This is a genomic window from Pseudomonas sp. PA-5-4B (assembly GCF_021606215.1).
GTDB lineage: Bacteria > Pseudomonadota > Gammaproteobacteria > Pseudomonadales > Pseudomonadaceae > Aquipseudomonas > Aquipseudomonas edaphica.
This window is the reverse complement of record NZ_WKDB01000008.1, coordinates 104611-119830: the sequence shown is the minus strand read 5'-3', so window position 1 is coordinate 119830 and position 15220 is coordinate 104611. Positions and strand designations below refer to the sequence as shown.

General features: G+C 60.1%; 15 protein-coding genes and 1 pseudogene. 7 read left to right on the top strand and 9 right to left on the bottom strand.

Translation table 11 applies throughout. The annotated features are described in order from the left end of the window. On the top strand, window positions 1-487 hold a 487-nt coding region (locus tag GIW28_RS06635; protein ID WP_236447733.1), incomplete at its 5' end, for a hypothetical protein. 50 nt (window positions 488-537) lie between these two features. Here the strand turns inward: GIW28_RS06635 and GIW28_RS06630 are convergent. From GIW28_RS06630 to GIW28_RS06620, 3 genes are all read right to left on the bottom strand, one after another. Then, a complete protein-coding gene (locus tag GIW28_RS06630; RefSeq protein ID WP_099549205.1) occupies window positions 538-1932 on the bottom strand; it encodes a heavy metal sensor histidine kinase in 1395 nt (464 codons plus the stop codon). Next, the gene (locus tag GIW28_RS06625; protein ID WP_017137677.1) at window positions 1929-2603 is read right to left on the bottom strand and encodes a heavy metal response regulator transcription factor; all 675 of its coding nucleotides are present in this window, start codon (window positions 2601-2603) and stop codon (window positions 1929-1931) included. The genes GIW28_RS06630 and GIW28_RS06625 overlap by 4 nt, the downstream gene beginning before the upstream one ends. A gap of 342 nt (window positions 2604-2945) precedes the next feature. Further along, on the bottom strand, window positions 2946-4265 hold the full coding sequence (locus GIW28_RS06620) for an OprD family porin (protein WP_017137676.1): 1320 nt from the start codon (window positions 4263-4265) through the stop codon (window positions 2946-2948). A gap of 226 nt (window positions 4266-4491) precedes the next feature. Here GIW28_RS06620 and GIW28_RS06615 point away from each other — a divergent pair, with 226 nt between their 5' ends. The 4 genes and pseudogenes from GIW28_RS06615 (at window position 4492) to GIW28_RS06605 (ending at window position 6882) form a co-directional block, all read left to right on the top strand. Beyond that, window positions 4492-4824, top strand: a complete 333-nt coding sequence (locus GIW28_RS06615) for a DUF2790 domain-containing protein (protein ID WP_017137675.1) — start codon at window positions 4492-4494, stop codon at window positions 4822-4824. Between the two features lie 105 nt (window positions 4825-4929). Next, window positions 4930-5706: pseudogene (locus GIW28_RS30740) on the top strand (PAS domain-containing protein); the annotation flags it as partial. Window positions 5707-5814: 108 nt separating this feature from the next. Then, window positions 5815-6246 carry a methyl-accepting chemotaxis protein gene (locus GIW28_RS30735; protein ID WP_370589429.1) on the top strand — a complete coding sequence of 144 codons (432 nt, stop codon included), beginning with the start codon at window positions 5815-5817 and terminating at the stop codon, window positions 6244-6246. Window positions 6247-6306: 60 nt separating this feature from the next. Continuing rightward, on the top strand, window positions 6307-6882 hold the full coding sequence (locus GIW28_RS06605) for a flavin reductase family protein (protein WP_169986786.1): 576 nt from the start codon (window positions 6307-6309) through the stop codon (window positions 6880-6882). Between the two features lie 172 nt (window positions 6883-7054). On the opposite strand, the gene GIW28_RS06600 is transcribed toward GIW28_RS06605, so the two are convergent. Continuing rightward, the gene (locus GIW28_RS06600) at window positions 7055-7864 is read right to left on the bottom strand and encodes an AraC family transcriptional regulator (protein ID WP_017137672.1); all 810 of its coding nucleotides are present in this window, start codon (window positions 7862-7864) and stop codon (window positions 7055-7057) included. Between the two features lie 136 nt (window positions 7865-8000). On the opposite strand from GIW28_RS06600, the gene GIW28_RS06595 reads away from it, so the two are divergent. Both GIW28_RS06595 and ddlA read left to right on the top strand, forming a co-directional pair. Further along, window positions 8001-8639: a LysE family translocator gene (locus GIW28_RS06595; RefSeq protein ID WP_017137671.1), complete on the top strand. Its 639-nt coding sequence runs from the start codon at window positions 8001-8003 to the stop codon at window positions 8637-8639. Between the two features lie 44 nt (window positions 8640-8683). After that, a complete protein-coding gene (gene ddlA, locus GIW28_RS06590; RefSeq protein WP_017137670.1) occupies window positions 8684-9778 on the top strand; it encodes a D-alanine--D-alanine ligase in 1095 nt (364 codons plus the stop codon). A gap of 179 nt (window positions 9779-9957) precedes the next feature. Here the strand turns inward: ddlA and pgeF are convergent, their stop codons facing one another. The 5 genes from pgeF to GIW28_RS06565 form a co-directional block, all read right to left on the bottom strand. Beyond that, window positions 9958-10680: a peptidoglycan editing factor PgeF gene (gene pgeF, locus GIW28_RS06585; protein ID WP_017137669.1), complete on the bottom strand. Its 723-nt coding sequence runs from the start codon at window positions 10678-10680 to the stop codon at window positions 9958-9960. 25 nt (window positions 10681-10705) lie between these two features. After that, on the bottom strand, window positions 10706-12535 hold the full coding sequence (gene ggt / locus GIW28_RS06580) for a gamma-glutamyltransferase (protein ID WP_050547746.1): 1830 nt from the start codon (window positions 12533-12535) through the stop codon (window positions 10706-10708). A 35-nt stretch (window positions 12536-12570) separates the two neighbouring features. Then, window positions 12571-13350: a PhzF family phenazine biosynthesis protein gene (locus GIW28_RS06575; RefSeq protein WP_017137667.1), complete on the bottom strand. Its 780-nt coding sequence runs from the start codon at window positions 13348-13350 to the stop codon at window positions 12571-12573. A 96-nt stretch (window positions 13351-13446) separates the two neighbouring features. Beyond that, window positions 13447-14280 (bottom strand): EamA family transporter, encoded by an 834-nt coding sequence (locus GIW28_RS06570; protein ID WP_017137666.1) that lies wholly within the window; start codon window positions 14278-14280, stop codon window positions 13447-13449. A gap of 298 nt (window positions 14281-14578) precedes the next feature. Continuing rightward, on the bottom strand, window positions 14579-14800 hold the full coding sequence (locus GIW28_RS06565) for a hypothetical protein (protein ID WP_236447837.1): 222 nt from the start codon (window positions 14798-14800) through the stop codon (window positions 14579-14581). Window positions 14801-15220 lie beyond the last annotated feature (420 nt).

The window sequence follows — 15220 nt, the reverse complement described above, 5'->3', positions numbered from 1 at the left end:
CAGCGACAAAGCTCAAATGTGGGAGCTGTCGAGCCCCAGCGAGGCTGCGAAGGCGGCAGCACAGGCGAGAATAAGGTGCCTGACCCACCGCTTTCGCAGCCTCGCTAAAGCTCGACAGCTCCCACAGGGGATCGGCTTTGTTGCTTGGGTCTTGGTCAGCAGGGCCACCGCGTCGAACGCAGATTTTGCCAGCGACAAAGCTCAAATGTGGGAGCTGTCGAGCCCCAGCGAGGCTGCGAAGGCGGCAGCACAGGCGAGAATAAGGTGCCTGACCCACCGCTTTCGCAGCCTCGCTAAAGCTCGACAGCTCCCACAGTGGATCGGCTTTGTTGCTTATGTCTTGGTCAGCAGGGCCATCGCGTCGAACGCAGATTTTGCCAGCGACAAAGCTCAAATGTGGGAGCTGTCGAGCCCCAGCGAGGCTGCGAAGACGGCGGCACAGGCGATATATAAGGTGCCTGACCCACCGCTTTCGCAGCCTTGCTAAAGCTCGACGGCTCCCACAGGGGATCGGCTTTGGTTTGAAGTCCGCATTCCCTATTCAGGCAATACCCGAGGAAACACCAGGCGAAACAAGGTAAAGCCACCGGGCAGGCTGCGCACATCAACCTGCCCCTGGTGCAGGGCCATGATTGATTGCACGATGGCCAGGCCCAGCCCGGTGCCGCCTTCGGTACGGGCGCGGCTGCTGTCCACGCGGTAGAAACGTTCGAACAGGTGCGGCAGGTGCTGCGCCTCAATCCCCGGGCCGGGGTTGCTGACCGACAGCGCAACCTGATTGCCATAGGCCTCCACCAGCATTGAAATATGCGACTGCGCCGGGCTGTGGCGAATGGCATTGGACAGCAGGTTGGACAGGGCACGTTGAATCATCAGGCGATCGCCCTGTACCTGGGCATCGCCGCTGAGGGTCAGGGTCAGTTGTTTGTCTTCGGCACTCAAGGCGAATAAATCCATCACTCGATGGGCCTCTTCTGCCAGCGACACTTGGGTAAATGAGCCTCGCGCGGCCGGATGGCTGACCTGGGCCAGAAACAGCATGTCGGAGACGATGCGCGCCAGGCGTTCGAGCTCTTCGGTGTTGGACTCCAGCACTGCTTTGTATTCCTCCGGTGGCCGCTGGCGGGACAGCGTCACCTGGGCCTTGCCCATCAGGTTGGTCAGTGGCGCGCGCATTTCGTGGGCAAGGTCATCGGAGAACTGCGACAGCTGTTGCACGCCCGCGTCCAGGCGGTCGAGCATCACGTTGAAGCCATGGGCCAGTTCGCCCAGTTCCTGGGGCAGGTTGTCGATGGATAAACGGTGGGTCAGGTCCTGGGTGGTGACCTTGGCCGCCACATGACTGAACTGCTTCAGTGGCGCGAGCCCGCGTTGCACCAGCCACCAGGCGCCCATGCCGATCAGGATCAGCAGCATCGGCAAGGCAATCAACGTGGCGCGCAGGTAGGCACTGAGCAACGCCTGGTCGTCCATGCGGTCCAGCGATAGCAGTACGCGAACCCGTTCGCCATTGGCCAGACGCATCAGGCTGGAGGCGCTGAGCACCTGGTTGCCATTGCTGTCGGCCCAATTGAGGTAGCCGAGGGTTTCCCTGGGCGTGAAGTCCGTCAACAAAGGCTCCTGGGGCTTGGCGCCGATGCTCAGCAAGACGCTTTCATCCGGTGCGGTGCCGACGATGGTCAGGTAGAAGTTGTCGTGGCCGATCACCAGGTCCATCAATGAGTGCGGGCGGGCGCGGATGCGGTTGGCATCCAGGCCTTGGGCCAGGCTGTGCTGGATCTGCTCCATCTTGCTTTCCAGGTTCTTGCGCGCCAGCTTTTCCAACTCGTGGGTCAGGGCCACGTACGCCAGGGTCGCCAGCAACAACACCAGGCCTGCGCCCATCAGGCTGACCGTCAAGCCGAGGCGCATCGACAAACTCCCGGTTCTCATCCACGTGCCTCCAGCACATAACCCACGCCGCGAATGGTGTGGATCAGTTTCACTTCGCTCTGGTCATCGACCTTGGCCCGCAGGCGGCTGATGGAGACTTCCACCACATTGGTGTCGCAGTCGAAATTCATGTCCCACACCAGCGAAATAATCTGCGTGCGGGTCAGTACTTCGCCGGTCTGGCGCATCAGCACCTGCAGCAGCGCAAACTCCTTGGTGGTCAGGTCGATACGCCGGGTGCCGCGATAGGCGCGATGGCGACGCGGGTCCAGTTCCAGGTCCAAAACGCGGAACACGTCCGGCTGGGGGATATGCTCACTGCGCCGCAACAGGGTACGCACCCGCGCCAGCAGCTCGGGAAACTCGAAGGGTTTGACCAGGTAATCATCGGCGCCCATGTCCAGGCCCTTGATCTTGTCGGCCAGGCGGCCACGGGCAGTCAGCATCATCACCCGTTGTGTGCCATTGCGGCGCAATTGCTCCAGCACTTCCCAGCCATCCTTGCCCGGCAGGTTGACGTCGAGGATGACCAGCTCATAGGCGTGCTGCCCGGCCAGGTGCAGGCCGTCGATGCCATTGGACGCGCAGTCCACCACATAGCCGCTTTCATTCAGGCCCTGTTGCAGGTAGTCGGCGGTTTTTTGCTCGTCCTCAACCACAAGGATACGCATGGGGGGTTACCTTTTACTGAGGGATAAGGGCTCCATTTCCTTATGGAATCAGGTGTTTTTGGAGTAGGAAAAGTCTGAACCGTGAAGTAGCTTCAGGGTCAACTGCGACCATTGGTCGCTGCTAAACCTGCCCGCAAAAAAAAACGCCCCGAGGGGCGTTAAAAATTCATCTCTTTCCAAAGGAGCTACAAAAAAGCTTCTAGAGACGAATGTTGCTCGGTGCAAATAAGTTGATGCGAGTATAGGAACTTCAACTTAACGGGAAGCTGAGCTCAATATTACAGTTTTGATACCTGGCTATTTGTGAACAGATGTTAGTTAACGGCAAACGAATGTAAGGGCTCACAGTGCAACCAGTGGATACTCGGCAATCAAGCGAACTTCCTCCAGGTCTGACTCGAACGCACTGGAGCGCACCGTGGCCTGGCGTAAACGCAAGGACAAATCCTTGAGGCTGCCACTTTGCACCACGTACTTGGCCTCGATATCCCGCTCCCATCGGCGTTGATCGGTCAGCGGGTTACCGGCTGCATCGCGGCGCATGTACACCGCGTTGGCATTGCTGTAGTCGGCGCCGGTGCCTTTGGCGTAGCGGGTCATGAATGAGAGGCCGGGAATGCCGAAGGCCTGCATGTCGAGGTCGTAGCGGGCCATCCATGAGCGCTCCTTGGGCGAGTTGAAATCGCTGTACTGGATCGAGTTATTGAGGAAGATCGAGTCCGACTGGCGCAGGTAATCGAAGTCGTCATTGCCGTTGTTGCGCTGGTGCGAGAGGGCCAGGCTGTGGGCGCCGACCTTGACCCCGAGCCTGGCGCTCCAGATGTTGTTGTTGAATTCGCCCAGCAGTTTTTTGCCTTCGTCCACGGCCTTGTAATAGTTCACGTCACCGAACAAGGACACGTTTTCACTCAATGGGTAACTGGCGTTGGTGCCGACGTAGTATTGGTCCCAGGCGTCCTTCAGGCGGCTGCTGTACGCACTGACACTGAGGTGTTTGTTCACCGCGTAGTCGCCGCCGAAATAGCCGATCCAGGGCGAGTCGACCTTACCTGCATAGAAGGTCGCAAAGCCCTTGTTCATGCCGCTTTCACTCGGCTGGCTCATGCCGCTCAAGCGCCCGCCTTGCAGGCTCAGGCCCTCAAAGCTGGTGTTGTGAGCGGTGACGCCGCGAAAGCTTTCCGGCAACAGGCGCGAATCGCCAGCGGCCACCACCGGCGTGGCGGGGAACACATCGCCAGCTTTTATCACCGTATCCAGCACCCGTAGTTTCGCCGCACCGCCGAATTTGCTGTAGCTGCTTTCGGGGTGGTTGTCGCTGTCTACCGGCAGCACGCCGAACGACCCCTTGCCGCCGCTGCGACCGGTGCCCGAGTCGAGCTTGAGGCCGTACATGACGAACGCATCCAGGCCGAAGCCAACGGTGCCTTGGGTAAACCCGGATTCGAATTTGCCGATCAAGCCCTGCGCCAGGGCTTCAGAGTAACCGTTGCCGGTAGGGCTGGACTGGCCCTTGCGGTCATCGCGGTTGAAGTAAAACGTGCGCGCCAGCACGTTCACGCTGCTGCCTTCGATAAAACCGTCGGGCTTGTCCTCTAAGGCCACGGCCGCCAGGGGCAGTGCGGCGAGCAAGGAAAAGGGAAGGATATGGTTAGTAATGCGCATGGTTCGCTCCTGGGTAGTGGCAGTTTTCAGCTTCTTATAGAGGCGGGCGTTCTTATCGATCTGGCCCGGGCCGATAGTTGCAAACCGTGGATAACGAACTCATGGCGTGAACATTACAATTCTGGAAACTCACGGCCACCTAACAAATAAGTAATGTTTTGGTGAACATTGCGTCAGGGTTGGTTGATTAATCTCGTCACTGAACTTTTCTGACGAGGAACTAATGATGAACGCTTATAAAGTTGCCCTGGGTGTATTGGTCGCGGTCCTGTCTTTTGGCGCGTTGGCCGAAGGCGGCGGGGACCGCACCTTTGCCCTGATGATGGAGCGCAATGAAAAAGCCATGGCTGCTTACGCCGAAAAGAAGGGCAAGCCCGCACCCGAGGTGCAGGCCTACCGCTATGGCATGAAGCTGGACATTGAGAGGGTGGTCAACGTAACGCCGCCGATCCGCTCCTGCGAAGCGGTGCCGTCACGCATGACCTATGAAGACTCCACCGGCAAGCTCAATACCCTGGAATACCAAGTGATGGGTGTGTGTCGAAACAACGGCGGTTAATGGATCCAAAAAAAGACAGCTGGCTGCGGCGAAAAAAACGCTTCAGAAAACGCCCGCAGCGCCGATGCAGGTCAGATACACCTCACCCAATGCCATCGGTGCCTCATGTTCAATACCCGCCTGAAGCAAGAGCTGTCTGCTCTTCGCGAAGAATTGTCGAGCTTGCAGCAGGTCAAGGAGAGCCTGGAAAGTGAAATGCTGTGCCTGACGCTGGATGCCGACGGCCGGGTGGAGTGGGCCAATGCCAACTTCCTGCAAGAACTGATTTACCAGGCCAGCAACATCGTGGGGCGTCTCATTGATGAGCTGGTGCCGCCGCATGTGCGCCAGGACGAATTCCAGCTGCGCTTTAAAAATGCCCTGGTGCGCGGCGAACACTTCGCCGGCACCGTACGCCTGATGCGTGGCAACGGCAAGGAAGCGTGGCTGCGCTCGATTGTGCAGCCGGTGCGCAACTCGGAGGGGCGCATCAAGCATTTTTCGATTTACTCAAGCGACCTCACCCGCACCATCGAGGCGTCGCGCGAGCATGAAAACCTGATCACCGCGCTGGTGCGTTCCACGGCGGTGATCGAATTCGACCTCGACGGGCATGTACTTACGGCCAACGATCGCTTTCTCGGCGGCATGGGTTACAGCCTGGCGCAGATCCAGGGCAAACATCACCGCATGTTCTGCGAACCGCAGGAGTACAACAGTGCCCAATACCAACAGTTCTGGAAGCGCCTGAACGCCGGTGAATTTGTTGCGGCACGCTTCAAACGGGTCGACAGCCATGGCCGCACGGTTTGGCTGGAAGCCACGTACAACCCGGTGCTGGACGCCAATGACCGCCTGTACAAAGTGGTCAAGTTCGCCACGGTGATTACCGATCAGGTCAATCAGGAACAAGCCGTGGCCGAGGCTGCCAATATCGCCTACAGCACCTCGCTGCAAACCGACAACAGCGCCCAGCGCGGCACCACCGTGGTAACCCAGGCGGTGGATGTGATGCGTGATCTGGCCAAGCATATGCAACAGGCCGGTGACGGCATCGAGGCGCTGAATGCCCAATCCCAAGTGATCGGCACTATCGTCAAGACCATCAGCGGTATCGCCGAACAGACCAACCTGCTGGCGCTCAACGCAGCCATTGAAGCGGCACGTGCCGGTGAACAGGGCCGTGGCTTTGCGGTGGTGGCCGATGAGGTACGTCAGTTGGCCTCGCGTACCAGCAAAGCCACGGAAGAGATTGTCGGCGTAGTCCGCCAGAACCAGGACATGGCCCGCGATGCAGTGACCTTGATGAACGATGGCCGCCTGCAGGCCGAACAAGGCCTGGCCCTGGCGGCCGAGGCGGGCACGGTGATCGTGGAGATCCAGGACGGTGCGCAAAAAGTCGTCAGCGCGGTGGGCCAGTTCGCCAATCAGCTGTCGAGCTGACCCGTAGGGCGTGTGCTTGAGGTATCGTAGGTTTTTTCTTGCTTGAAGAGCCGACCCTCCATGAGCCCGACCCACCGTCGCCCCGTTCCGCTGTCCAAGGCCTACCGCTTGCTCAACCACGGCCCGACTGTGCTGGTCAGCGCAGCCCACGATGGCAAACGCAACATCATGGCCGCCGCCTGGGCGATGCCGCTGGATTTTGAACCGCCCAAAGTCGCCGTGGTGTTGGACAAGTCCACCTGGACCCGGCAACTGCTGGAAGGCGCCGGCACGTTTGTGTTGCAAGTACCCTGTGTGGCGCAGGCCGATCTGGTGCAGACGGTCGGCAATACCAGCGGTTCCGAGACCGACAAGTTCGCCGCCTACGGCCTGCACACCTTCAGTGGCGAGCACACCCAGGCGCCGCTGCTGGAAGGCTGCGTGGCCTGGCTGGAGTGCCGCTTGCTGCCCGAGCCGCACAACCAGCAGACCTACGACCTGTTCCTCGGCGAAGTGATCGGCGCCTATGCCGACGAGCGCGTGTTCAGCGACGGGCATTGGCACTTCGAAGGGCATGACGAATTGCGCACCTTGCACCATATCGCCGGCGGAAATTTCCTCAGCATCGGTGCGCCGGTTGTCGGGCGCGAGCTGTAAGCCACGGCTGCAGCGTGCTGCAGGCCGGGTGAGTGTTTTTGCCGGCGACCCCGCATTGTGGGAGCTGGCTTGCCTGCGATAGCGTGTGTCAGGCACTCAATATATTGACTGATGCACCGCAATCGCAGGCAAGCCAGCTCCCACAGGTTTAATCGCATTTCAGGTGGGCCAATCAGCGCCCTAGCATCTTCACCCATCGCGACGGCGGCATGCCGTAGGTGCTGCGAAATTGCCGGGTCATATGGCTCTGGTCGGTGAAACCTGCGGTCAGCGCCGCGTCCACCAGCGATTGGCCCTGGGCCAGCAAGCTGCGCACCAAGTCCAGCCGGCGCATGGTCAGGTAGCGGTAGGGGCTGGTGCCGAACAACAAACGAAAGTCTCGCGACAGCGCCCAGCGATCGCGCCCGCAGTGGTCGGCCATTTCATCCAGGGTGATGCTGCGGCCCAGGGCGCTGTGGATAAACTCGCGGGCGCGCTCGGCAGCCACATAATCGAACGACTTGCGGCTGATGATCGCGCCGGATGCCGCGTTCAGCGCGTGTGCCAGGTCGAACAGGGCGTCCTGTTCCTGCATCGGGTCAACCGGGCAGTCGAGGTTTTGCAGCAACACTTCGCTGGCGCGGAAAAGGCGTGGGTCAGTCGACAAACCGTTGTGGATAAACGGCAATGGCCGACCACCGAGAATCTGCTGGATCAGCGCCGGCTCCACATAAATCATCCGGTACTTGAACCCCTCCACGCTGCTGGCGCGGCCGTCATGGGATTCATCGGGGTGAATCACCATGGTCCTGCCCGGCAGGCTATGGGTCATGCAGCCACGGTAGTGGTAGCTTTGCACGCCAAACAAGGTGCGGCCGATGGCGTAGGTGTCGTGGCGATGCGGGTCAAACGCAAAGCCTGCAAAGTACGCCTCGATACGGTCCAGGCCGCTGGCGTGCGGGGCGCGGTGCAGCCAGTCGAGGGTGGAAGTGGGTTGGCCCATGATGACTTGTCACATGTAGAGGTGGAAACACGTTAACCGAGTCTGCATCGGTTGTCTGCCGAGGTCTTGTACGATTGTGCAGGCGTTGGGCTAGGCCTATGATCCGGGTTCGTGTACTGCGCTGACGGAGCTGCCCATGGACGTTATCAACCCTGCCTATGTGGCCCCGCTGGTCTCGCTGGCGCTGCTGTGGACAGTCGCTGTCGTAACGCCTGGGCCGAACTTTTTCAACACCGCGCAGTTGGCTGCCAGCTGCTCCAGGCGCCATGGCGTTGTGGCGTCGGCGGGTGTAGCCAGCGGCACGATCATTTGGGGCTTGGCGGGCGGCTTGGGCATCAAGTCGCTGTTTACCGCCGCGCCGATGCTCTACCTGGCATTCAAGATCATCGGCGGTTGCTACCTGATCTACCTTGGGCTCAAGTTGTTCAAACGCTCGGCTCCGGCTGCGGGCCAGACGGTTCTGCCCGACGCACCGCGCCGCTCATTGTTCTCTGCCTGGCGGTTCGGGTTACTGGGCAACTTGTCCAACCCCAAGGCTGCGCTGTTCGTCGCGACGGCCTTTGCCTCGACCATGCCGCCATCTCCTTCGCCCGCGCTGCTTACCCTGGCCGTCATCACCATGGCCACCTTGTCGTTCAGTTGGTATTCCAGTGTTGCCCTGGTGTTTTCCAGCGAGCGCATGGCCAGCCTTTACGCGCGTTCACGCAAATGGCTCGACCGCTTTGCCGGTGGTTGCTACCTGCTGTTCGGCGCACATCTGGTAGCGAATCGCTGACCGCTCATGGTAAGAAGCCTTACTTTCAACAGTGAGGCCGGGTCATGAGCAAGGTGCGTGTAGGTATTATTTTTGGTGGCCGTTCGGCCGAGCACGAAGTCTCGTTGCAGTCGGCGCGCAATATCGTCGATGCGCTGGACCGTTCGCGCTTTGAGCCGGTCTTGATCGGCATCGACAAGGCCGGCCACTGGCACCTCAACGACACGTCGAACTTTCTGATCAACCAGGAAAACCCGGCGCTCATCGCTCTTAACCAATCCAACCGTGAACTTGCAGTGGTGCCGGGCAAGGCCAACCAGCAAGTGGTGGAAACCTCCGGTCAGGGCCTGCTGGAACATATCGACGTGATCTTCCCCATCGTCCACGGCACCCTCGGCGAAGACGGCTGCCTGCAAGGCCTGCTGCGCATGGCCGACCTGCCTTTCGTCGGCTCCGACGTGCTGGGTTCGGCGGTCTGCATGGACAAAGACATCAGCAAGCGTCTGCTGCGCGATGCCGGTATTGCTGTCACACCGTTTATCACCCTGACTCGCCGCAACGCGGCGCGTACCTCGTTTGAAGCGGCTGTGAACAAGCTCGGTTTGCCGATGTTCGTCAAACCCGCCAACCAGGGTTCTTCGGTGGGTGTGAGTAAGGTTGGCAACGAGGCCGAGTACCACGCCGCTGTTGAACTGGCCTTGGGCTTCGATGAAAAAGTGCTGGTGGAGTCCGCGGTCCAGGGCCGTGAAATCGAATGCGCCGTATTGGGCAACGACAACCCCATCGCCAGTGGCTGTGGCGAGATTGTGGTGAGCAACGGCTTCTATTCCTACGACAGCAAATACATCGACGGCCAGGCGGCCCAAGTGGTGGTGCCGGCCGATATCAGCGTCGAAGCCAGCGAGCGCATTCGCCACCTCGCCATTGAGGCGTTTGAGGTGCTGGGCTGCGCCGGCCTGGCGCGGGTTGATGTGTTCCTCACCGATGACGGTGAAGTGCTGATCAACGAGATCAACTCACTGCCAGGTTTCACACGTATCAGCATGTACCCGAAGCTGTGGCAGGCGGCGGGGATGAGTTACAGCGAGCTGGTGAGCCGGTTGATCGAGCTGGCGCTGGAGCGGCATGCCGGGCGTAAGGGGCTTAAGATCAGCCGATGAAATGACTCGAGTAACATGTGGCCTCTGTGGCGAGGGAGCTTGCTCCCGTTGGGGCGCGAAGCGGCCCCAACACCAGACAGCACGGTTCTACCTTGAAATAACGTAGTGGCTAAATTGGGGCTGCTGCGCAGCCCAACGCGGGGCAAGCCCGCTCGCCACAAAAGCGCCCTTGGCACTGATCAGGGGTTGCGAGCAATCCACGAATAGATCAACGTCTTCGCTTCTTCAGGGTGATGCGTGCGCCTGCGATAGCTGGCGAAAGTGGAGGATGTGCAATACGTACACACTTCACTGACTTCGATCTGCTCACGCTTAAGCCCTGCTGCTAACAACAACATTACCCCGAAGCCGCTCAAATCAAACCAGGCACTTCCCGTTTGCCTGGCATAGGGCGGAGCAATTTCGGGGGGCAGCAATGGCGCCGGTTGTACGAAGCTCCACGGTGCCCGGTCGTCAGGCCACAGATGGCCTTGATCCGCCTGAAACTGCGCAATAAAGTCCTCGCTCACTTCATAGCAGCACGGTTTGATTGACGGCCCGATTGCCACCTGCAACTGCTCCACGGCGATGCCTTTGTCGGCAAATTGCTGCACGGCATTGGCGATGATCCCGCCTTGCAACCCCTTCCAACCGCCATGCACCGCTGCGACCGTCGCACCGTCTTCAGCCGCGATAAGAATGGGCAGGCAATCGGCTGTGATCACCGCAATCGGCTGATGCTCGCGCGTGAACACGCCATCCGCCGCCACGCTGTTGGTTGCCAACTGCGCCTGCCATTCAATCACCGTCGCGCTGTGTACCTGCTTGCAGATGAACACTGCGTCCGGGCGCTGCGGGTCATTGATCGAGCAAAAACCATGGTCGACGCCGCCAAGGGCGCCGAGGTTATCGGCCTGTTGCACAGCACGCTCTCCGTTCGTAGAACATTCAGTCACCGACCGCTTCGCCTTCACGCCGAGGGTCGGCGCCGCCGCTCAGGGTTACCTTGCCTTGAGCATCGCGCGTGCGAACAATGGCCTGGATGCCGCTGGTCATATCGATTTCGCTCAACGCGTGGCCCTTGTCACGCAGCGCTTGTTTCAACGCAGGGCTGAACAGGCCGGCCTCCAACTCGGTCGCGCCGTTGCGGCTACCAAAGTTGGGCAGGCTGATGGCGGCTTGCGGGTCGAGGTTCCAGTCGAGCATTGCCACCAGGGATTTGCTCACGTATTCGATGATTTGCGAACCGCCCGGTGAACCCACCGTCGCCAGCAGCTCGCCGCTCTTGCGGTCGAACACCAGGGTAGGCGCCATGGCTGAGCGAGGGCGCTTGCCGGGTTCGACGCGGTTGGCCACGGGCTGGCCGTTTTCTTCAGGGAGAAACGAAAAGTCGGTCATCTGGTTGTTGAGCAAAAAGCCCTGAACCATCACGTGGGAGCCGAACGCCGCTTCTACCGTGGTGGTCATCGACACCGCGCCGCCCTGGTCATCCACTGCCACCACTTGCGAGGTGGAGATGCGCAGCGGCGAGCGGTCCGGCGCGTAGGCCACCTGGATGCCCGCTGGTGTGCCCGGCTTGGCAATGCCCATGCTGCGTTCGCCAATCAATGTGGCGCGCTGTGCCAGGTAGTTGGGGGCGACAAGGCCCGCGACCGGTACTGGGGTGAAGTCCGAGTCGGCCACATACAGCGCACGGTCGGCAAACGCCAGGCGGCCGGCTTCGGCGATCAGGTGTACGGCTTCGGGCACAGGCTCAAGGCCGGCAGGCGATGCACTCTTCAGCGGTTTCATCGGCGCGATGGCCAGGCGCGGGTCACGGGCCTCCACTGCCTGCAAGGTGCCGAGGATCTGTGCGACGGCTATCCCGCCCGACGACGGCGGCGGCATGCCGCACACCCGGTATTGCTTGTAGTCGGTGCACAACGGCGTGCGTTCCTTGGCGGTGTAGCCCTTAAGGTCAGCCTGCGAGAGGCTGCCCGCATTGCGATTGCCCTGGACCTTGCGCGCGATTTCATCGGCAATCGGCCCGTGGTACAGCGCGTCTGGCCCTTCCTTGGCGATGCGCTTGAACACAGCAGCCAGCGCCGGGTTTTTCAACAGTGTGCCGGTGGCTTTAGGCGAGCCATCGGCGTTCAGAAAGTAAGCCGCCATTTCCGGCGACTGGGGAATGTAGCGGTCGGCCGCAATCAGTGCGTGCAAGCGTGGGGAAATCGCGAAGCCTTGCTCCGACAGCCTGATCGCCGGTTCAAACAACTTGGACCATTGCAGGTGCCCGGTCTTTTGATGCGCCATCTGCAGTGCCCGCAAGACGCCCGGAGTGCCGACCGAACGCCCGCCAATCTGCGCTTCGGGAAACGCCATCGGCGTGCCGTCGGCCTTCAGGAACAAGCGCTCAGTCGCGCCGGCGGGTGCCGTTTCACGGCCGTCATAGGCGTGTACGTTCTTGCCGTCCCACAGCATGATGAACGCGCCGCCGCCGATGCCGGAAGACTGCGGTTCCACCAGGGTCAGCACCGCCTGCATCGCTATCGCGGCGTCAATCGCCGAACCGCCCTGGCGCAACATCTCCCGCCCGGCTTCGGCCGCCAGCGGGTTGGCGGCGGCGGCCATATGGCGTTCGGCGTGGCGGGTGGTGAGGTCGGTGCGGTAACCCGAGCCCAGTTCCGGTGCCGGAGGCTGTTCGTTGACAGGTGTGTGGCAGCCGGCCAGCACCAGGGCTGCGGCAACCATCGACAGTTGACGGCGGGAAATCGTGAACACGCGCTGAACTCCGTTCATTTTGAGAATGATCTGTTGTCCTTGGGCAATCCCTTTTACAGGTAAATCGTGCCTTGCAGGTAGAGTGCTGCATGGCCTGAGATGATCACGCGGTCACCTTTGAGTTCACACCGCAGTTGCCCACGGCGCCTGCCGCCCTGTTCGGCGCTCAACTGCGACTTGCCCAGGCGCTCGGCCCAGAACGGTGCCAGCGAGGTGTGTGCCGAGCCGGTGACCGGGTCTTCATTGACGCCCACATTCGGGCCAAACCAACGGGAAACAAAATCAAAGCGCGTGCTTTTGGCCGTCACTGCTATCCCGCGTTTGGGCAGGCCCTTGAGGCGTGCAAAATCTGGCGTGAGTGCCGCGACCTGGGCTTCGTCATCAACGACAACGATATAGTCATCAGTGGCATACACCTCGGCGTGTTCGAGCCCCAGCGCGCTCAACATGCCGGCTGGCGGCTCGCAACGCTCGGGCTGTTTGGCCGGGAAGTCCATTGCCAGTTCGTCGCCATTGCGCGTCACGCGAAGCTCACCGCTGCGGGTGGCAAAACGCAAGATCTCAGGGGGATTCGGGAGTTTGTGAATCAGCACCCAGGCAGCGGCCAACGTCGCATGGCCACACAGGTCCACTTCGACTTCGGGGGTGAGCCAGCGCAGCTCATACACCTCGCCACGAGGCACGAAAAATGCGGTTTCGGAAAGGTTGTTTTCGGCGGCGATGTGGTGAAGCTGCTCTGTGGGCAACCACTCGGTCAGCGGGCAGACGGCCGCCGGGTTACCACCGAAGACCTGTTGGCTGAACGCGTCGACTTGATAGATATCCAGTTTCATCACAGGTGCTCCATGTAGGGAGGCAGGACACTAGCAGTGGGTTACGTGGAGCGTCAAAGTACAGATCCTCAGTTTTTTTGCGCGCATGTGTCCTGGTCAGCCCAGGCGCAACACCATCGCCCCGACGGCAATAATGCCGGCGGCAATGATGCGAGCCTGCGTTAAATGCTCTTTGAGCACCCACGCCGAAATCACTACGCCAAACAGGATCGAGGTCTCACGCAAGGCCGAAACCGTCGCGATGGGCGCGTGTGTCATCGCCCACAACGCCAGGCCGTATGACGCCACAGTGCCTGCACCCCCGACGGCGCCAAACCTCCAGTTACGGGCGACATAGCGACAGAACGCTGCACGCCGCGCGGCTAAAGCCCACGCGGCGAGCGGGATGCCGGTCAGCAAAAATATCCACAGAGTGTAAGCCGCGGGGGCGCCGGACTTGCGCACGCCAAGGCCATCAATCAGCGTATAGCCGGCTATCACCAAGGCGTTTATCAGCGCGAGCACCAGCCCTTTTTTATGACCGGCCGAGGGCGCTGCGGCCATGCTCAAGATACCCAGGCAGATCACCCCAATGCCAAGCCAGGCAAACGCCGAGAGTGGCTCGTGCAACACCAGCACACTCACCAACGCCACCAGCAGTGGCGCAGTGCCACGCATGATCGGATAGGTCTGGCTCATGTCGGCAATGCGGTAGGTCGAGGCCACCAGTACGAAATACAACACCTGCAAAACCACCGATGCGCCGATGAAGGGCCAGCTTTCTCTGGCCGGTAGCGCCAGAAACGGGATGGCCGCCAGCGCAATCAATGAAGCGGCGGATGCAATCATGCAGGTGGTCAGCAGCTTGTCGACGCCGCCTTTGACCACCGCATTCCACGTGGCGTGAAGGGCGGCGCCCAGCAGGATGATTGCGAATACGCTCAGGCTCATGGATGGCACTCAAAGCAGCATTTTGGGGTGTTAATCGCAGAGAGTATGCCCGAGCACTTTTGTGCAGGCATAAAAAAACGGCCTACCTTTCGGTAAGCCGTTTTTAGTACTTGGTGGTACGCAGTCATTTGAACTGGTCTTGTAATGCGCTGTATTAAAAGGGTTTCATGCAATGATGATCAGTTAGGCATACATGCAGGCATACACGCTGCATGCTTCTGCCTACGGATGTAGTGGCATTCCCTCTAGGTAAAGCACTACCAGTTGGTAGGTGATGTGTAGACATTCGGCAAGGTAGTCACTTCTTTGTCCGACCTTCTGCCGACAGTGAGGCTAGGGCAAGGGTGATGAATCCTTCATTCCTATCCAGGGTTTCTAGTGCCCCTCGGATGTTCTGTGCCACTTCAGTAGATCCTCTTTGATCAACCCAGTTTGACAGCTCCTCGATAGCTGCCCCCAACGCCAGTTGGTTTTCATTCATGCGCTTGAGTAATGACGCAAGCAAAGGGGTGTCTTCCATGATGTTCTCCCGTCGTGTTGTCAGGTAGTCAATCTACCTCGAGCCAGTGGCATTGCATATCAACTGCCCCCACCACCTGGTGATCTTGATTCTCGAGAGGCCAATAAATGTGGTGCCGGGGCAATTTGGAAAGGCAGCATGAGAGTACATATCCAACCCCCCTCCAAAAACTGGTGTAACCGGTGTTACGAGTGTAACGCCCTTCACCAAACGCCCGGTTTCATTGGCTTTCACGGCTGTTACACAGCAGCGCTGCATCGCGTACATCGGATGTAACGCTGCCCGTGCGTGTAACGCTAAAGTCATCATCGAGGTGTTGTGGTCAGACGCTTTACGCTCCAGCCTACCAAGCGAATTTCGCTGGCTCCGCCTCTCTATGAGAGGAAATTACGCTGGGGACCCTGAGAGGTTTTGCTTCGC

Coding starts and splice junctions, on each gene's coding strand:
- GIW28_RS06575 (WP_017137667.1), bottom strand. CDS start 13,350: ATGAAACTGGATATCTATCAAGTCGACGCGTTCAGCCAACAGGTCTTC.
- ggt (WP_050547746.1), bottom strand. CDS start 12,535: ATGAACGGAGTTCAGCGCGTGTTCACGATTTCCCGCCGTCAACTGTCG.
- GIW28_RS06600 (WP_017137672.1), bottom strand. CDS start 7,864: ATGGGCCAACCCACTTCCACCCTCGACTGGCTGCACCGCGCCCCGCAC.
- GIW28_RS06595 (WP_017137671.1), top strand. CDS start 8,001: ATGGACGTTATCAACCCTGCCTATGTGGCCCCGCTGGTCTCGCTGGCG.
- ddlA (WP_017137670.1), top strand. CDS start 8,684: ATGAGCAAGGTGCGTGTAGGTATTATTTTTGGTGGCCGTTCGGCCGAG.
- GIW28_RS06605 (WP_169986786.1), top strand. CDS start 6,307: ATGAGCCCGACCCACCGTCGCCCCGTTCCGCTGTCCAAGGCCTACCGC.
- GIW28_RS06570 (WP_017137666.1), bottom strand. CDS start 14,280: ATGAGCCTGAGCGTATTCGCAATCATCCTGCTGGGCGCCGCCCTTCAC.
- GIW28_RS06615 (WP_017137675.1), top strand. CDS start 4,492: ATGAACGCTTATAAAGTTGCCCTGGGTGTATTGGTCGCGGTCCTGTCT.
- GIW28_RS06565 (WP_236447837.1), bottom strand. CDS start 14,800: ATGGAAGACACCCCTTTGCTTGCGTCATTACTCAAGCGCATGAATGAA.
- GIW28_RS06630 (WP_099549205.1), bottom strand. CDS start 1,932: ATGAGAACCGGGAGTTTGTCGATGCGCCTCGGCTTGACGGTCAGCCTG.
- GIW28_RS30735 (WP_370589429.1), top strand. CDS start 5,815: ATGCGTGATCTGGCCAAGCATATGCAACAGGCCGGTGACGGCATCGAG.
- GIW28_RS06625 (WP_017137677.1), bottom strand. CDS start 2,603: ATGCGTATCCTTGTGGTTGAGGACGAGCAAAAAACCGCCGACTACCTG.
- GIW28_RS06620 (WP_017137676.1), bottom strand. CDS start 4,265: ATGCGCATTACTAACCATATCCTTCCCTTTTCCTTGCTCGCCGCACTG.